This is a genomic window from Kerstersia gyiorum (genome assembly GCF_004216755.1).
GTDB classification, from domain to species: Bacteria; Pseudomonadota; Gammaproteobacteria; order Burkholderiales; family Burkholderiaceae_B; genus Kerstersia; species Kerstersia gyiorum.
This window is the reverse complement of sequence record NZ_SGWZ01000001.1, coordinates 604,516-620,236: the sequence shown is the minus strand read 5'-3', so window position 1 is coordinate 620,236 and position 15,721 is coordinate 604,516. Positions and strand designations below refer to the sequence as shown.

General features: G+C 63.6%; 16 protein-coding genes. 9 read left to right on the top strand and 7 right to left on the bottom strand.

All coding sequences use genetic code 11. The features are described 5' to 3' along the window. The first annotated feature begins 158 nt into the window (after positions 1-158). The 4 genes from EV679_RS02815 (at position 159) to EV679_RS02800 (ending at position 5,307) form a co-directional block, all read left to right on the top strand. Positions 159-1,460 carry an NAD(P)/FAD-dependent oxidoreductase gene (locus tag EV679_RS02815; RefSeq protein ID WP_068367477.1) on the top strand — a complete coding sequence of 434 codons (1,302 nt, stop codon included), beginning with the start codon at positions 159-161 and terminating at the stop codon, positions 1,458-1,460. A gap of 49 nt (positions 1,461-1,509) precedes the next feature. Beyond that, positions 1,510-1,878: a cupin domain-containing protein gene (locus tag EV679_RS02810; RefSeq protein ID WP_068367479.1), complete on the top strand. Its 369-nt coding sequence runs from the start codon at positions 1,510-1,512 to the stop codon at positions 1,876-1,878. A 161-nt stretch (positions 1,879-2,039) separates the two neighbouring features. Next, on the top strand, positions 2,040-3,482 hold the full coding sequence (locus EV679_RS02805; protein ID WP_068367481.1) for an APC family permease: 1,443 nt from the start codon (positions 2,040-2,042) through the stop codon (positions 3,480-3,482). Between the two features lie 244 nt (positions 3,483-3,726). Continuing rightward, entirely contained in the window at positions 3,727-5,307 is a 1,581-nt protein-coding gene (locus EV679_RS02800; RefSeq protein WP_130486462.1) for an amidase, read from the top strand. Positions 5,308-5,338: 31 nt separating this feature from the next. Here EV679_RS02800 and EV679_RS02795 read toward each other — a convergent pair whose 3' ends face one another. The 6 genes from EV679_RS02795 to EV679_RS02770 are packed head-to-tail and all read right to left on the bottom strand — an operon-like array spanning position 5,339 to position 10,257. After that, positions 5,339-6,550, bottom strand: a complete 1,212-nt coding sequence (locus EV679_RS02795) for a nickel/cobalt transporter (protein WP_130486461.1) — start codon at positions 6,548-6,550, stop codon at positions 5,339-5,341. Between the two features lie 15 nt (positions 6,551-6,565). Then, positions 6,566-7,342 (bottom strand): DUF1007 family protein, encoded by a 777-nt coding sequence (locus EV679_RS02790; RefSeq protein WP_242611414.1) that lies wholly within the window; start codon positions 7,340-7,342, stop codon positions 6,566-6,568. Beyond that, positions 7,339-8,400, bottom strand: a complete 1,062-nt coding sequence (locus tag EV679_RS02785) for a metal ABC transporter solute-binding protein, Zn/Mn family (RefSeq protein ID WP_068367841.1) — start codon at positions 8,398-8,400, stop codon at positions 7,339-7,341. Before EV679_RS02785 ends, EV679_RS02790 begins: the two co-directional genes overlap by 4 nt. Positions 8,401-8,411: 11 nt before the next feature. Then, a complete protein-coding gene (locus EV679_RS02780) occupies positions 8,412-9,287 on the bottom strand; it encodes a metal ABC transporter permease (RefSeq protein ID WP_068367483.1) in 876 nt (291 codons plus the stop codon). Beyond that, entirely contained in the window at positions 9,284-10,027 is a 744-nt protein-coding gene (locus tag EV679_RS02775) for a metal ABC transporter ATP-binding protein (protein ID WP_068367485.1), read from the bottom strand. Before EV679_RS02775 ends, EV679_RS02780 begins: the two co-directional genes overlap by 4 nt. Next, positions 10,024-10,257 (bottom strand): hypothetical protein, encoded by a 234-nt coding sequence (locus EV679_RS02770; protein ID WP_165389938.1) that lies wholly within the window; start codon positions 10,255-10,257, stop codon positions 10,024-10,026. The genes EV679_RS02775 and EV679_RS02770 overlap by 4 nt, the downstream gene beginning before the upstream one ends. A 193-nt stretch (positions 10,258-10,450) precedes the next feature. On the opposite strand from EV679_RS02770, the gene EV679_RS02765 reads away from it, so the two are divergent. From EV679_RS02765 to hslU, 5 genes are all read left to right on the top strand, one after another. Further along, positions 10,451-10,960: a Fur family transcriptional regulator gene (locus EV679_RS02765; RefSeq protein ID WP_068367489.1), complete on the top strand. Its 510-nt coding sequence runs from the start codon at positions 10,451-10,453 to the stop codon at positions 10,958-10,960. A 369-nt stretch (positions 10,961-11,329) separates the two neighbouring features. Then, complete coding sequence (locus EV679_RS02760) at positions 11,330-12,475, top strand: CobW family GTP-binding protein (RefSeq protein ID WP_130486460.1); 1,146 nt, start codon at positions 11,330-11,332, stop codon at positions 12,473-12,475. A gap of 196 nt (positions 12,476-12,671) precedes the next feature. Beyond that, entirely contained in the window at positions 12,672-13,049 is a 378-nt protein-coding gene (dksA, locus tag EV679_RS02755) for an RNA polymerase-binding protein DksA (RefSeq protein ID WP_193755146.1), read from the top strand. A gap of 289 nt (positions 13,050-13,338) precedes the next feature. Then, a complete protein-coding gene (gene hslV / locus EV679_RS02750; protein ID WP_068367493.1) occupies positions 13,339-13,878 on the top strand; it encodes an ATP-dependent protease subunit HslV in 540 nt (179 codons plus the stop codon). Positions 13,879-13,940: 62 nt separating this feature from the next. Then, positions 13,941-15,269 carry an ATP-dependent protease ATPase subunit HslU gene (gene hslU, locus EV679_RS02745; protein WP_130486459.1) on the top strand — a complete coding sequence of 443 codons (1,329 nt, stop codon included), beginning with the start codon at positions 13,941-13,943 and terminating at the stop codon, positions 15,267-15,269. A gap of 74 nt (positions 15,270-15,343) precedes the next feature. On the opposite strand, the gene EV679_RS02740 is transcribed toward hslU, so the two are convergent. Then, positions 15,344-15,673: a copper-binding protein gene (locus EV679_RS02740; protein WP_238591291.1), complete on the bottom strand. Its 330-nt coding sequence runs from the start codon at positions 15,671-15,673 to the stop codon at positions 15,344-15,346. Positions 15,674-15,721 lie beyond the last annotated feature (48 nt).

Here is a 15,721-nt window from a genome sequence, read left to right as displayed (position 1 = left end):
CGAGTTAATAAACAAGTTAACGAATTTTCCGGAATCCTGCCGCAGGTCTGCCTGTTTCGCTCCACGACGGCACGCCTCCGGCCCCAAACCGGGCACCTTGTGTCATTTACGCCACGCCGTGCCGGTTTCCGACAAGAAAGAGAGCACAAGGACAGGCCATGCATATCGACGAAACCGCAACCTACTATACCGCCACCAAAAAATACGAGCTGAGCTTTCCCTCCCTGGAAGAGGTCATCGAGGCGGATGTCGCCATCATCGGCGGCGGCTTCTCCGGCATCCATACCGCGCTGGAACTGTCCGAAAACGGTGTCGAGAACATTGTGGTCCTGGAAGCCCGCTACCTCGGCTTCGGTGGCTCCGGCCGCAATGGCGGCCAGGTCATGGCCGGCATCGGCCATGACCTCGGCAAGCTGCGCAAGGATGTCGGCGACGAAGGCGTACAGGCCATTTTCGCGCTGAGCGACATCGGCCCGCAGATCATGCGCGACCGCATCGCCAAGTACAACATCGACGCCGACTTCCACAGCGGCTACGGCTACATGGCCTACAACGGCCGCCAGGCCAAGACGCTGCGCGCCTGGGAAAAGGAATTCAAGTCGCTGGGTTCGCCCTACGAAATCCGCTACGTCGAAGGCAAGGACGTGCAGCAGCTCATCGGCACGGATGTCTACCAGGCCGGCCTGCTGCACCGTGGTGGTGGCCACGTGCACTCGCTCAACCTGCTGCTGGGCGAAGCCAAGGCTGTGACCGAAATCTATGGCGTGCGCATTTTCGAACACAGCCCCGTGGTGGAAGTCACCTATGGCGACTACGTCGAACTGCGTACCGCCAAGGGCCGCGTGCGCGCCAAGCGCCTGGTCTGGGCCTGCGACGGCTTCATCAACCGCCTGGAGCCGGAACTGCACCGCAGCACCATCAATACCTATGCATTCCAGCTGATGACAGAGCCGCTGTCCGATGCGCTGATCGAGCGCATCAGCCCGATCCGGGGCGCCTACAGCGACATCCGTCCGATCATCAACTACTACCGCGTTACTGCCGAAAACCGCGTGCTGTTCGGCGCGGCGACCTCCTACTTCGACTACATCCCGAATGACCTGAAGGCCTGGAACCGACAGCTGATGCTGGAAGTCTTCCCCTACCTGAAGGACGTGCGCATCGACCTGGCATGGGGCGGCCCCATGGCCACCTCGCGCAATCTGTTCCCGCAGATCGGCAACCTGCCCGGTCACGACAACGTCTTTTTCGTGCAGGGTTACTCGGGCTTTGGCGTCACGCCCAGCCAGATCATCTGCAAGATCCTGGCCGAAGGCATTCTTGGCGGCTCCGAGCGCTACAAGCTCGTCAGCGCCATCAGCCGCCCCTCCATCCATGGCAAGGACCGCTCCCGCGCCCTGCTGTGCACCCTGGGCAAGATCGCGCACCAGACCGCCGGCTTCTGGCAAGGTCGCCGCTGATCCCCACGCCCACTCTTTTCACCCATTCAACCCACAAGGAAACACCACCATGGCACTGACCCCCCTCCAACAAGGCACCACCATCAAGGAACTGGACTCCTGGGGCAGCCTGACCGGCATCGGCGGCGAAATCCTCGAAGGCGGCGACATCCAGGCCTACGGCAAAATGACCCACGGCGCACCGACCGACGCGATCAGCGCCGGCTACTTCGGCACCGGCAAGGGCAAGTACCGCCTGGTCTACCCCTTCAACGAACAGGCCACCATCCTGCAAGGCGAAGTCCGTATCACCGACGAATCCACCGGCGAAAGCAAGCTGTACCGCACCGGCGACAGCTGGTTCGTGACCAAGGGCACCTCCACCGTCTGGGAAGTGCTGAGCGACGGCTACACCAAGCACTACCTGTCGTTCAACTAAGCCGCTCAGGAGCAGCGCGCCCGCAAGCGCGCCGCTTCCGGGCCTCGCGTCACAGGAGCCCGAGGCTCCCGATAAGAAAAACAGCCCCGTCCGCCGGCAGGCTGGCCTACCGCAAACCGTCGGACGGACCCGGCCTCGCACCAGGGTCAGGAGACAACACTATGCAAAACAATGAAACCGGACAGGCCACAGGCCTGAACCGCAACGCCATCGGCCTGTGGAGCCTGGTGTTCTTCGTCCTGGCCACCAACGGCCCGCTGACCGGGCTGGTAGGCGTAGCCCCCACCGCCATCCTGCTGGGCAATGGCATCGGCCTGCCCAGCTCGTACCTGGTCGCCGGCATCGTTTACCTGCTGTTCTGCGTGGGCTTCGTAGCGATGAGCCGCTATATCCACAACACTGGCGCGTTCTACGCCTATATCTCCACCGGCCTGGGACGCCCCATGGGCACAGCCGCCGCGTTCCTCGCCATCGTCGCCTACGGCGGCCTGCAGATGTCCTGCTACGGCATGATCGGCTTTTTCCTGTCACTGGCACTCAGCGAAGTCGGCATCAATGTGGCCTGGTGGGTCGCCAGCATCGTCATTGCCTGCATCGTCCAGCCGCTCAGCTCGCGCAATGTCGCGCTCAACGGCAAGACGCTGGGCATCCTGATGAGCATAGAAGTCATCACCCTGATTGTCTTCGACCTGGCCGTCATCGGCGACGGTGGCGGACCGGAATCCTTCAGCACGGCATCCTTCACCGTGGATGCCTTCCTGTCGCCGGGCGTAGGCGCGGTGTTCGCCTTCGTGGCCAGTTCTTTCATCGGCATCGAAACCACGGCCATCTATGCCGAGGAAGCACGCGACCCGACCCGCACCATTCCGCGCGCCACCTATATTTCCGTGGTCCTGATCACCGCGCTGCTGGTGCTGTCGTCCTGGCTGCTGATCGTCAGTTACGGACCCAGCCAGGCGATAGCCATCGCCGAGCAGAACCCCGGCACCATGTGGTTCGATACCGCCGCCCGCGTGGCCGGCCACTGGCTGTCGCTGCTGATGAATGCCCTGCTGATCACCAGCCTGTTTTCCATTGTCCTCAGCCTGCAGAATACGCTGTCGCGCTACCTGTATGCACTGGGCCGCGAGCAGGTCTTCCTGCCATTCTTCGCCCGCCTGCACCCGCGCCACAAGACACCGCATGTCGCCAGCTTCGTCCTGGCCATCGTCAACATCATCCTGCTGGCCGCCTTCGGCCTGGCCAGCATCGACCCGATGACGGGCGTCCTGCCGCTGGGTAGCGCACCGGCCGCGCTGGGTATCCTGAGCGTGCAGGTGCTGACCTCGTTGGCCGTGATCTGCTTCTTCCAGCACGACAAACGCCATACCAACATCTGGCAGCGCCTGGTCGCGCCGTTGCTGAGCCTGAGCGCCATGAGCACCGGCGTATTCCTGATCGCCACACACATGGAACTGCTGACCGGCGGCATTGAGTTTCTCAATACCGCCATCCCGATCGGCCTGGTTCTGGTAGCTGCCTACGGCATCCTGGTTGCACTCTGGCTGCGCCGCTACCGTCCGCAACGCTACGCCAAACTGGCCAACGCGTCCCTGGACACCTGAACCAACAGCCCGGCCTGCCACGACAGACCGGGCCTCACCCCTTACACAGACATTGCCTGACAGGCCCATACAAAAATCTGGCAGGCATTTCCTATTCAAGACCGACCCTTCTGCCTCCTAATAGCAGTTCCGGCAGTATTGCGCGGCTTCTTGTACGTTCAAGCACTGCCACCCCGGTTTTTTACGCTTCGTTCCAGCAGAACAATAACGAGATGCCGTACCAGGCAACAACAGGAGAGACTTCATGAGCCACCTCATTACGGATAGCCAGGCCGCCGCACAGGACGGCCGCCGCCACTTCCTCAAGACCCTGGGCGCCGCCGCACTGGCCAGCAGCGCCAGCCCTGCCGTGTTTGCCGCTGCCGCCCCGGCACGGCCCGAGGGTACCATCACCGGCTGGAGCGCGACCGAGCTGTCCAAAGCCATTCACGGCGGCCAGGTCTCCTGCGTGGAAGTCATGGGGGCATACCTGGATCAGATCGACCGCCTGAATCCCACCTACAACGCCATCGTTTCGCTGCAGCCGCGCGAACAGTTGCTGGCCGCCGCCACCGAGGCCGACCGCCAGGCCGTCACCGCCCGCCGCACCGGCACCCGCCTGGGCTGGATGCACGGTTTCCCGCAAGCGCCCAAAGACCTCGCCGCCACGGCAGGCATCCTGACCACCAACGGTTCGCCGCTCTTCAAGGAATACGTGCCCAAGCACGACGCCATCATCGTCGAGCGTGCCCGCAAGGCTGGTGCCATCCTGATCGGCAAAACCAACACGCCGGAATTCGGCCTGGGTTCGCACACCTACAACCCGGTGTTCGGCACCACCGTGAACGCCTTCGACCCCACCCGCAGCGCAGGCGGCTCCAGCGGCGGCGCGGCCGTGGCACTGGCCCTTGACATGCTGCCCGTCGCGGATGGCAGCGACATGATGGGTTCGCTGCGCAACCCGGCGGCCTGGAACAATATCTTTGGTTTCCGCCCGTCCTTCGGCCGCGTGCCTTTCGGCCCGACCAGCGATGTGTTCATGCAGCAGCTCGGCTATGAAGGCCCCATGGGCCGCAATGTCTCCGACCTGGCCATGCTGCTTTCCATCCAGGCCGGGTTTGACCGCCGTGCGCCGCTGTCCATCAAGGAAGACCCGGCGCAGTTCGCCCAACCGCTGCAACGCGACGTCAAGGGCATGCGCATCGGCTGGCTGGGTGATTTCAATGGCTATCTGCCCATGGACCCCGGTGTCATGGACACCTGCGTCGCCGCACTGGAAAACTTCCGCACCCTGGGCTGCAAGGTGGAAGCCGTGCAACCGGAATTCGACATGGACTCGCTCTGGAAGACCTGGCTGGCGCTGCGCAGCAGCACCATCGCCGGCGGCCTGGGCGGTTTCTACAAAGACCCTGCCAAGCGCGCCCTGTTCAAGCCGGAAGCCATCTGGGAAATCGAAAACGGGCTCAAGCTGAGCGCCATGGATGTCCAGGCGGCCGCGGCGAACCGCACGGCCTGGTACAAGGCGCTCGATACGCTGTTCCAGGACTACGATTACCTGGTGCTGCCCTCGGCGCAGATTTTCCCTTTCGATGCCAAGCAGCATTGGCCCAAGCAGGTCGGCGGCCGCGACATGGACACCTATCACCGCTGGATGGAAGTTGTGATAGGCGGCTCCCTGGGCGGGCTGCCGGTACTCAACGTGCCGGCAGGCTTCGGGCCCAACGGCCTGCCCATGGGCCTGCAAGTGATGGGGCCGGCACATGCGGATCTGGCCGTCTTGCAACTGGGCCACGCCTACGAACAGGCCAGCGGCTACACGAAGCGCCGTAGCCCCGCCCTGAGCTGAGCCCGGCATCCCTGTCCCACACCCCCTGGGTTTATCCGCCCAGGGGCGCGGCGCTCATCCAGGCGCCACCGAACAACAGTACGCCCAGGGCAAATACCGCGCATGCGGCCAGCGCCTGTATCCAACCGTACAGGATGGCGCCCCAGCGCCCCTCGCCCCCCACCAGGTGAGTAGCCAGATTGCCTGCCACCAGCGCGACCACCGCCATCGCAGCTACCGTCAGGCCAGTGCCCACGCCCATGGCCAGGGCCGACCAGACGCCCGCCATGAACATGCCCTGCGAATAGGCGAACACCAGCACGATGATGGCGCCCGAGCAAGGCCGCAAGCCTACGGCCAGCAAGGCCGACCAGGCCTGGCGCCAGTTCAGTTCGCCCGCCACGCTGCTGGCTGGCGGAATATGCACATGACCGCAGCTGCAGCTCCCGTCATGCACATGGCCGTCGTGCTCGTGGACATGATCGCGATGAAGGTCATGATGATGTGCGTGACCCTGCGCCAGGACGGCATGACCGTCCGAGCCATGAGATGCATGAGCATGCCCATGAGCCGGGGCAGGGCCCTGTCCCGGTGCGAAATGCTCCCTCTGTCCGCGAGCACGCGCCGTGCGTCCCTGCCACCAGCGCCAGACCGGACGAAGCGCATGCTTCCAGACCAGCCAGGCGCCCAGCAGCGCCACGCAACCGAAGGAAGCCAGCTCTAGCCACCAGGTCGCCTGCGTGAGCGTGGCGCCGCCCCATTGCAGCACACTCACGGCCAGGCCTACCAGCACCACCGCCACCAGTGCCTGCACCATGGCCGATACCAGGGACAATATCGCGCCATTGCGCACGGTCTGGCGGTTAGCCAGCACATAGGCGGTAATGACGGCCTTGCCATGCCCCGGCCCCAACGCATGAAACACGCCGTAGGCAAAGGACAGCCAGACCAGCAGCCAGGCGCCGCCACCATCGCGCCAGGTACGCACCGCGCCTGTCAACTGACGGTAAAAACCGCTTTGCCAGGCCGATATCTGCGCCATCCAGCCCTGGCTGTACGCCCCTCCGCCCGCACTGGCCTCCGGCACGCCAAAGGGATGCGCCATGCCCTGCGCCCAGGCGCCGGAGGCCCAGCCGCATGCCAGCAGCAATACCACAACAGCCAGGCACGCAGGCAGCCTCCCTTCCCCGGAACGCGGCCGGTAAACCTGAGCTGCCGGCGCCACGTGCCATAGAGAAAAACGAGAACGGGGACGCGTAAGCATGACGGAAAATACCTTTTACGGGCAGCTCAATTCAATACGATGAGACAGGCTGCGGGTGATGAGGAACAGTTCTTCTGGCAGCGTTTCGATATCAGCGGGCAACTCGGCCAGTTTGGCGGCTGTCTGCCAGTCCAGTTCGTTCGGCGGATGATAGGTATGGGCGCAGCCTGCGGGCGCATTTTTCAAGGTCACGGCGCCGGGCGCGCTGAAATCGTAGGCCACGTAATAGGTCGGGTCGAACACATCCAGTCGCAAAGGCTGGCCGCCGGCTGCGGCGGGCTGTTTCAATGGCAGATAGAAGGTCATGGAGATACGACCGGAATCGCCATGCCAGGCCATGCTGGCGTCGCGCCATGGACCAAACGGCAAGCGTGGCGCGTCACCGCCGCCACGCCTGACCCCAGAGAAAAAATGGGTCTGCGGCACGGCCAGCGCTTCCATCCACTCCTGCGCCAGTGGCGCCAGCGTGGCCTGGGAATAGCTGCCGTCCTTTTTCTTCTCCAGGCCCAGCAGCGCATAGGCCGTGAACATTTCATCGAACAGCCAGGTCTGGCGCACCGCGGCCAGACGCCCGGCCTCATCGAATTCAAACTCCGCGCTGGCGTCTATCCACATATGCGGATGCGCCTGCGCCGCCAGCGGGCTCAGGCCGGCAAGCACCACGGCCAGCATGCCGGCCAGGCTTGCCAAAGCCCGGCAACGCGCCGGGCTGGCCAGCCACCCTGAAGGCCGCGAGACCGTGCAGGTACCGGCCGGGCTGGTACTGCAGCCCGGGCCGGCCAGATTGCTCAAGACTGGGGCTTCAATGCGTCGAGAAGCTGCTGCGCGTTCCATTCCATCATGTCCAGGTAGGTCGAACCGCGCTGCCCGGAAGCCGCCAGCGCGTCGGTAAAGAGTAGACCGCCAACCTGCGCGCCGGTTTCCCGGGCAATCTGGTCAGCCAACCTGGAGCGTGACACATTTTCGATGAAAACGGCATTGATATGCTCGTCGCGGATCTGCTTGATGAGACGAGCCATCTCTGCGGCCGAAGGCTCAGCCGCCGTGGATTGCCCAGCCACCGGCAGGAAGACCAGCCCATAAGCCTGGCCGAAATAATCCAGCGCCGCATGCGCCACCACCACTTTACGGTGATCCTGCGGCAATGCGCCGAACGCCTCGCGCAGGCGTCCGTCCAGCGCCTGCAGACGGGCAACGTAATCGTTGGCGCGCTGGCGATAGCCCTCGGCGTGTTCCGGGTCAGCAGCAATCAGCGCACGCTCGATATTGCGCGCGTACAGGATGCCGTTCCTGACATCCTGCCAGGCATGCGGGTCGAACTCACCATGATGATGGTGGCCGTGCGCATCCTCCGCATGGCCGTGGCTGTCATTGCCATGGGCCTGATCATCATGCCCATGGTCGTCATGGCCGTGATCATCGTGATCATCGTCATCGTGTCCGTGGTCGTGATCATCATCGTCGTCGTGCCCGTCCTCCGCATTGCGCAGCGCCTTCACGCCGGCGCTGGCCACGGCAGTACTGCCCTTGAAGCCGGACGCCTTGACCAGACCGGGCAGCCAGGTTTCGAATTCCAGGCCATTGACGACCAGCAGCTGGGCTTCGCCCAGCTTGCGCGCGTCGCCCGGCCGCGGCTCGAAACTATGAGCGTCCTGGTTCGGGCCGATCAGGGCCACGGTCTGCACCTGGTCGCCACCCACTTCATTGACCATATCGGCCAGAATGGAAAAACTCGCCACGACTTTCAGCGGCTCGGCCTGCGCGGCACCAACCCCGCAGACCGCCATCACGGCCATTGCCGCGCCCAACCGTGCCCAGCCGCGCCGCGCACGCCCACCTGCAAACAACATCCCTGCACTCATCACTTATCTCCTTGCGTTTCAGTCCGGAAAAGGCCGCGCAGCAACCCGTCACGGGAGCCGCACAGCAGGGAAAACAGGTAGATCACGCCAGCAGAAAGAATGATGGCCGGCGACGACGGGATATCCCAATGGAAAGACCAGAGCAGGCCGATCAGTCCGGCCGTCACGCCCAGCAGCGCGGCCAGCGCGATCTGGCCGTCAATGAATTCGGCCCAGAACCGGGCAGCAGCAGCGGGCAGCATCATCAAGCCTACGGCCATCAAGGTGCCCAGCACCTGGAACCCGGAAACCAGGTTCAGCACCACCAGCCCCAGGAACACCATGTGCGCCAGGCCGCCCTTGCCGTATTCGGTGCGGATGAATTCGCTGTCCAGGCATTCCGCGACCCAGATGCGGTAGAACATCGCCAGCGCCAGCAAGGTAATGGCCGTACTGCCGCTGACCAGATAGAGCGCGGAGTTGTCCAGGCCCAGCACCGTACCGAACAGCACATGCATCAGATCGACGCTGGTTCCCTTGAGTGACACCAGCAATACGCCCAGGCTCAACGAAATCAGGTAGAAGGCCGCCATGCTGGCATCTTCCCGCAAGGGCGTCAGGCGCGACACGATGCCGGACAGCAACGCCACCAGCAGGCCCGTCACCAGACCGCCGGCCAGCATCGCCGGCCATGACAGGCCGGCCACCAGGAAACCTACCGCCACCCCAGGCAGCAGGGCGTGGGACATGGCGTCGCCCATCAGACTCATGCGGCGCAGGATCAGGAACACCCCCAGCGGAGCCGCCGCCAGTGCCAGCAGCACGGTGCCGGCCAGTGCGCGGCGCATGAAGCCGAAATCAACGAAGGGCGCCAACAGGAAATCATAGAGGGTCATAGCCACTCTCCGTGGCCAGACTGGCGCGCACGCTGCAAGTTGGCAGTGCTCAGCGCTTCACGCGAAGGCCCCCAGGCCAGCATCCCGCCCGCTCCCAGCAACAAGGTTTCGGGAAAGTGCTGCCGCACCAGTTCAAGGTCGTGCAGCACCGCAATGATGGTGCGGCCTTCGTCATGCCAGTTGTGCAGCAATTGCATCAGGTCTTCGGTAGTTTCACGGTCGACGGCGGCGAAAGGCTCATCGAGCAGCAGCACTTGCGCGTCCTGCATGATGAGCCTGGCAAACAGCACGCGCTGCATCTGCCCGCCCGACAACTGGCGCAACGGACGGTTGGCGCAAAATGCCAGGCCAGCGGCGTCCAGGGCGGCGTGGGCACGCTCCCACTCGCTGCGAGACAGCCTGCCCCATGGGCCGACACGGCGCCAGGCGCCCAGGGCAACGAGATCTATCACCCGCACCGGCATCGAGCGGTCGATGGCGCAGGCCTGCGGCAGCCAGGCACGCGCCTGGCGCGCCCACTCGGCCCATGACACCGTGCCGCCACACGGCGGCAACTGCTCCATCATGGTGCGCAGCAACGTGGATTTGCCGCTGCCGTTGGCCCCGACGATGGCCGTCAGGCTGCCATGGCGCACTTCGCCATTCAAATCGTGCAGCACAATGCGTTCCCGCCACCCCACGCACAGGCCGCGCAGGCTGATCGCAGCCGGCAAAGGCTGCGCCACGGATAAAGCCGTCATGGCAAGGTCGCCCAGATAACCAGCAAGGCGCCCGCAACCGCCACGCCGCCAACCAGCCACAAGCGCGCCGCCGCCGAGGCATCCAGCCAGGCACGCGGCGCCAGCCCCTGCGCTTCGCGGCGCGCCGGCGCATGCTGACAGGCATGCGCCACGGTCGCGGCAGCGTGCGTGGCGTCGGTTGTGGATTGGTCAGAGGTCACGGCAGACATGGCGTTGTCACGATATATCATTAATAGGGTTATATCATAACATTTCATCCATGGCAGCCGATCGCCGCGTGGCAGCCGATCGCCGCGCCATACGCGCGAGAGTGGTTAGAATAGAGACATATATCCTGGCCGCAGCGGATCTTCCGGCGCGGCTTTCCATCATTCCCGGCGGAACAGTGTCCCGCGCCGCCGCTTAGCGTGAACAGGCCAAAGAATGTCCCAAGCACCTCGCCCGCCCCAGGCGGACCCGGTAGCCGAAAGGCTGGCCGTCGCCGAATCCCTGTGCCTTAGCCGGGGACGCCGCCTGACGCCTATCCGCCGCAAAGTCCTGGAGCTGCTGCTGCGCCACGACCGCAGCCTGAAGGCTTATGAACTGCTCGATGCGATGCGCGCCAGCCATCCAGGTGCCGCGCCGCCAACGGTCTATCGTGCGCTCGACTTCCTGATGGAAGAAGGGCTGATCCACCGCCTGGATGCCGTCAATGCCTGGACCGCCTGCCTGGATGCGGGCGGCGCGCCGCATGACATCCTGATCGTCTGCACCGCCTGCGGCAACGTCGCCGAACTCAGCGACCCGGACATGACGCGCGCGCTGGCCCAGCGCGTGGCCCATACCGGCTACGCCCTGAGCACCCACGAAATAGAAATCCGGGCCTTGTGCCCGGCCTGCCAGCAGGCGGGCAAACAGGCCGATTGCGGCCACGGCCACTCCCACGCGCACTGAGGCGTGCATGCAGCACGCGCAGTGAACGGCTGACGCGCCGCTGGCTGCTGCCTGCCCCCTTCAGCCGGTCGCTTTGACACTTGTTGTCCGCAAGCACATCCCTACCGGCAGTGTCATGCCGCCAGCCAGCACTGGCGCGGCTTGCCAGCCTGAAGCACGGCCATTCATGCCGCGCCATTGCCGAATTTCCCTGCTGATGCACGAGCGTTATAACCGGCGGTTACAGCCATACGTCGCGCCGGTATGCTAAAAGTTTGCCCAACTCGCCGTGCTGTGATGTAATCCAGCGTTCCCTATACGTTACCGAGGACGTTCCAGCCTGTATTTTCGGTGGATTATCCCGTCACTCCAGGCAAGAACCGGCCAAGCATGAATCAACCGCTCAGACTCGAACAAATGGTCCCCGTCACTGTCCTGACAGGCTTTCTCGGCGCAGGCAAAACCACCCTGCTCAAGCGCATCCTGACGGAGCATCACGGCCGCCGCATCGCAGTCATCGAAAACGAATTCGGGCCGGAAAGCATTGATAACGACCTGCTGGTGCAGGATAGCGAAGAACAGATCGTCGAACTGAACAACGGCTGCGTCTGCTGCACGGTGCGCGGCGATCTGCTGCGCGCCCTGATCGACCTGAAGCAGCGCCGTGACAGCGGCGCCATCCAGTTCGAGCGCGTCATCATCGAAACCACCGGCCTGGCCAATCCCGGCCCTGTGTGCCAGACCTTCTTCATGGACGACGAAGTCGCGGGCTACTACCGCCTGGACGCCGTCGTCACCATCGTCGATGCCAAGCACGGCATGGAAACGCTGGACCGCCAGCCCGAAGCCCAGAAGCAGATCGGCTTTGCCGACCGCATCCTGGTGTCCAAGAAAGACCTGGTAAACCAGGCCGATTACGACGCGCTGCGCCACCGTCTGGTGCGCATCAACCCGCGTGCGCCCATCGAGCCGGTCAACTTCGGCGATACCGATCTGAACAAGATCCTGGACATCAGCGGCTTCAATATCGACTCCATCCTGGAGCTGGACCCTGAATTCCTGTCGGACAACCATCCCGACGCCGCGCATGACCACGATCATCACGACCATGACCACCACGGTCATGATCACCATGACCACGGTCACGAACATCATCACCACGATCATGACGATGACGAAGGCCACGAATGCGGCCCGAACTGCCATCATCATGACCATGCCCATCCCGCCCATGACGACGAGATCGGCGCTTTCATCTTCCGCTCCGACAAGCCCTTCGACCCGGGCCTGCTGGAAGAATTCCTGGGTGGCGTCCTGGAGGTCTATGGTCCTGACCTGCTGCGCTACAAGGGTATCCTGTACCTCAAGGGCGTGAACCGCCGCATGCTGTTCCAGGGCGTTCACATGCTGATGGGCGCCGAGCCCGGCAAACCCTGGGGTGCGCAGGAAAAGAAATCCACCAAACTGGTGTTTATCGGTCGAAAATTGCCCAAGGAAATCTTTACCCAAGGGCTGGAGCAGTGCCTGGCGAAATAAGGGGCGGGCCACGCCTGGAAACGTCCACCGGCAGTATGCAGGTTGCGCATTCAGAGTGATATGCCCCGACACGACGCCGTAACATCATCAAGACGGAGTGTTTTTCATGGCTACCAAGGCTGCAAACCAAGAAACGAACCCGGTTGCTGGCAACGCCGAAGTCATCGACCTGCCCACGGAACAAGAGCTGCTGGCCATGCCCGAGTCGGACTACATGAACGACGTACAGCTGGCTTTCTTCCGCAACCGGCTCCGCCAGATCGAACAGGACATCCTGAACAATGCCGGCGCCACGACGGAAAACCTCAGGGAAACGCAATTCGTCCCTGATCCCGCCGACCGTGCCACGATCGAGGAAGAGCATGCGCTGGAGTTGCGCACACGCGATCGTGAGCGCAAATTGCTGAAGAAGGTGCAGCAATCCATCGCCCGTATCGACAGCGGTGAATACGGCTGGTGTGAGGAAACCGGCGAGCCCATCGGCATCCCGCGCCTGCTGGCGCGCCCGACCGCCACGCTGTCGCTGGAAGCCCAGGAACGCCGCGAAATGCGGCAGAAAATGTTCGGCGACTGATCGCTCGGTCACACCGCCCTGCGGCTCACAGGACTCGCTTGCCATCCTGGCGATGGCAAGCAGCCCCTCTGGGATAAATGCTAGCGCGCCTATGCGCGCACCGCCTGCAGAAACGGCAGGCAGCCACTGCCGGCGCCATCTTCCGCCATGGCCACTCCCCTGCCCGGCGCACCTCGCCTGACCGGCCTGCGTACCCGCCGAAGCGGGTCAGACAGGTCCGGCTCTTGAAAATCCCCTGTCTGCCCCCATGTTTCATGCTTGATCCGCATACCGGAAAACAAGGCACGCCATGGAACAATTTCACGCTACTACCATCCTCTGTGTCCGCCGCGGCAACCGCGTCGCGCTGGGCGGCGACGGCCAGGTCACGCTGGGCAATGTCGTCATCAAGGGCACAGCCCGGAAAATCCGCCGTCTCTACCACGGCAAGGTGCTGGCCGGATTCGCAGGCGCCACGGCTGACGCCTTCACGCTGCAGGAACGTTTCGAAGCCAAGCTGGAAAAGCACCAGGGCCACCTGATGCGCGCCGCCGTCGAGCTGACCCGCGACTGGCGCACCGACCGCGTGCTGCGCCGCCTGGAAGCCATGCTCATCGTGGCAGACAAGGACCACACCCTGGTCCTGACCGGCAATGGCGATGTCCTGGAACCCGAGCACAGCCTGGCGGCCATTGGCTCCGGCGGTTCCTATGCCCAGTCGGCCGCCCTGGCCCTGCTGCACAACACCGATATGGCGCCGGAAACCATCGTCAAGAAATCGCTGGAAATCGCCGGCGACCTGTGCATCTACACCAACCAGAACCACGTCATCGAAATTCTGGAAGACTGAGCCGCGCCGCGCGCCCCGGATGCGCCGAACCGCCCAGCTTCCCCCACACCAGGATAGCCCACATGTCCGCTTCGACCATGACCCCCGGAGAAATCGTCTCCGAACTCGACAAATTCATCATCGGCCAGAATCGCGCCAAGCGCGCGGTTGCCGTGGCGCTGCGCAACCGCTGGCGCCGCCAGCAGGTGGCCGAGCCGCTGCGCCATGAGATCCACCCCAAGAACATCCTGATGATAGGACCGACCGGCGTCGGCAAGACCGAAATCGCCCGCCGCCTGGCCAAGCTGGCCGGTGCGCCCTTCATCAAGATCGAAGCCACCAAGTTCACCGAAGTCGGCTACGTCGGCCGCGACGTCGACACCATCATCCGCGATCTGGTCGAATACGCCATCAAGCAGACGCGCGAGCGTGAAATGCAGCGTGTGCGCACCCTGGCCGAAGATGCCGCCGAAGACCGCATCCTGGACGTGCTGATTCCGCCCGCGCGCGATGCCAGCGGTAGCCCCCAGCGCGAGGAAAACACCGCCCGCCAGGTATTCCGCAAGCGCCTGCGCGAAGGCCAGCTGGACGACACCGAGATCGAAATCGACGTGGCCCAGCCCCTGCCGCAGATGGACATCATGGGTCCGGCGGGCATGGAAGAAATGACCGAGCAGTTGCGCGGCATGTTCGCTGGCCTGGCCAAGGAACGCACCAAGCCCCGCAAGATCACCGTCAAGGAAGCTTTCAAGCTGCTGGTCGATGAAGAAGCCGGCAAGAAAATCAACGAAGAAGACCTGCGTCGCAGCGCCATTTCCAGCGTGGAACAGAACGGCATCGTTTTCCTCGATGAAATCGACAAGATCGCCACGCGCCAGGAACAAAGCGGCGGCGACGTGTCGCGCCAGGGTGTGCAGCGCGACCTGCTGCCGCTGATCGAGGGTACGACGGTCAATACGCGCTACGGCATGGTGCGCACCGATCACATCCTGTTCATCGCTTCGGGCGCCTTCCATCTGGCACGCCCGTCCGACCTGATCCCCGAGCTGCAGGGCCGCCTGCCCATTCGCGTGGAACTGGACTCCCTGAGCGCAGAGGATTTCGTGCGCATCCTGAAGGAAACCGATGCTTCGCTGGTGAAGCAGTACACCGCCTTGCTGACCACCGAAGGCGTGGAACTGGAATTCACCGAAGATGGCATCCGTCGCCTTGCAGAACTGGCTTCAGAGGTCAATGAACGCACCGAGAACATCGGCGCGCGCCGTCTCTACACCATCATGGAAAAGCTGCTCGAGGAAATTTCCTTCGATGCCTCCAGCCATCATGGCAAGGTCGTGATCGACACCGCCTATGTCAACCAGCGCCTGGCGGAAACCGCCGGCAGCGAAGACCTGGCGCGCTACGTGCTGTAACCCGGCATGGCCGCCCACGGCCATGCGGACATGACCTCGCCCCAGCGGCGAGGTTTTTTTTCGCCCGGGCAGGATCAGTCGATGGCAATGACCCAATACTGTCCGTCAGTGCGGGTTGCCGTAAAGCGGATGTTGTCGCCCGGCTTGACCAGCACGATCAGTTCGGGGCTGATCCGATACACCAGCGTCATGGCCCCAAGCTCCAGTTCCGGAATGGCGCCATGCTTGATGGTGACCTTGCCGTTGGCGGCATCGACCCGCCGGACTTCGCCAGACGCCTTGGCCTGCACGGCAGGCTCGGCCGCCTGGCTCACGCCGGCCAGCGGCACGGCCACTGCAGCCATCACGGCCGAGCAACGCAACGAGAAAGAAAAAAACGCGGAAATCGCAGAAGTGCGCATCATGGGTCCTCCTGTGGCAAACGGCAGGAAAGGCGCCCTGTTTGCCAGGGC

Bases quoted from the DNA above. Each gene is read 5' to 3' on its own strand.
- hslV (WP_068367493.1), top strand. From the start codon at position 13,339: ATGGAACAATTTCACGCTACTACCATCCTCTGTGTCCGCCGCGGCAAC.
- EV679_RS02770 (WP_165389938.1), bottom strand. From the start codon at position 10,257: ATGATATATCGTGACAACGCCATGTCTGCCGTGACCTCTGACCAATCC.
- EV679_RS02760 (WP_130486460.1), top strand. From the start codon at position 11,330: ATGAATCAACCGCTCAGACTCGAACAAATGGTCCCCGTCACTGTCCTG.
- dksA (WP_193755146.1), top strand. From the start codon at position 12,672: ATGCCCGAGTCGGACTACATGAACGACGTACAGCTGGCTTTCTTCCGC.
- EV679_RS02785 (WP_068367841.1), bottom strand. From the start codon at position 8,400: ATGTTGTTTGCAGGTGGGCGTGCGCGGCGCGGCTGGGCACGGTTGGGC.
- EV679_RS02765 (WP_068367489.1), top strand. From the start codon at position 10,451: ATGTCCCAAGCACCTCGCCCGCCCCAGGCGGACCCGGTAGCCGAAAGG.
- EV679_RS02800 (WP_130486462.1), top strand. From the start codon at position 3,727: ATGAGCCACCTCATTACGGATAGCCAGGCCGCCGCACAGGACGGCCGC.
- EV679_RS02815 (WP_068367477.1), top strand. From the start codon at position 159: ATGCATATCGACGAAACCGCAACCTACTATACCGCCACCAAAAAATAC.
- hslU (WP_130486459.1), top strand. From the start codon at position 13,941: ATGTCCGCTTCGACCATGACCCCCGGAGAAATCGTCTCCGAACTCGAC.
- EV679_RS02795 (WP_130486461.1), bottom strand. From the start codon at position 6,550: ATGCTTACGCGTCCCCGTTCTCGTTTTTCTCTATGGCACGTGGCGCCG.
- EV679_RS02740 (WP_238591291.1), bottom strand. From the start codon at position 15,673: ATGATGCGCACTTCTGCGATTTCCGCGTTTTTTTCTTTCTCGTTGCGT.
- EV679_RS02805 (WP_068367481.1), top strand. From the start codon at position 2,040: ATGCAAAACAATGAAACCGGACAGGCCACAGGCCTGAACCGCAACGCC.
- EV679_RS02775 (WP_068367485.1), bottom strand. From the start codon at position 10,027: ATGACGGCTTTATCCGTGGCGCAGCCTTTGCCGGCTGCGATCAGCCTG.
- EV679_RS02780 (WP_068367483.1), bottom strand. From the start codon at position 9,287: ATGACCCTCTATGATTTCCTGTTGGCGCCCTTCGTTGATTTCGGCTTC.
- EV679_RS02810 (WP_068367479.1), top strand. From the start codon at position 1,510: ATGGCACTGACCCCCCTCCAACAAGGCACCACCATCAAGGAACTGGAC.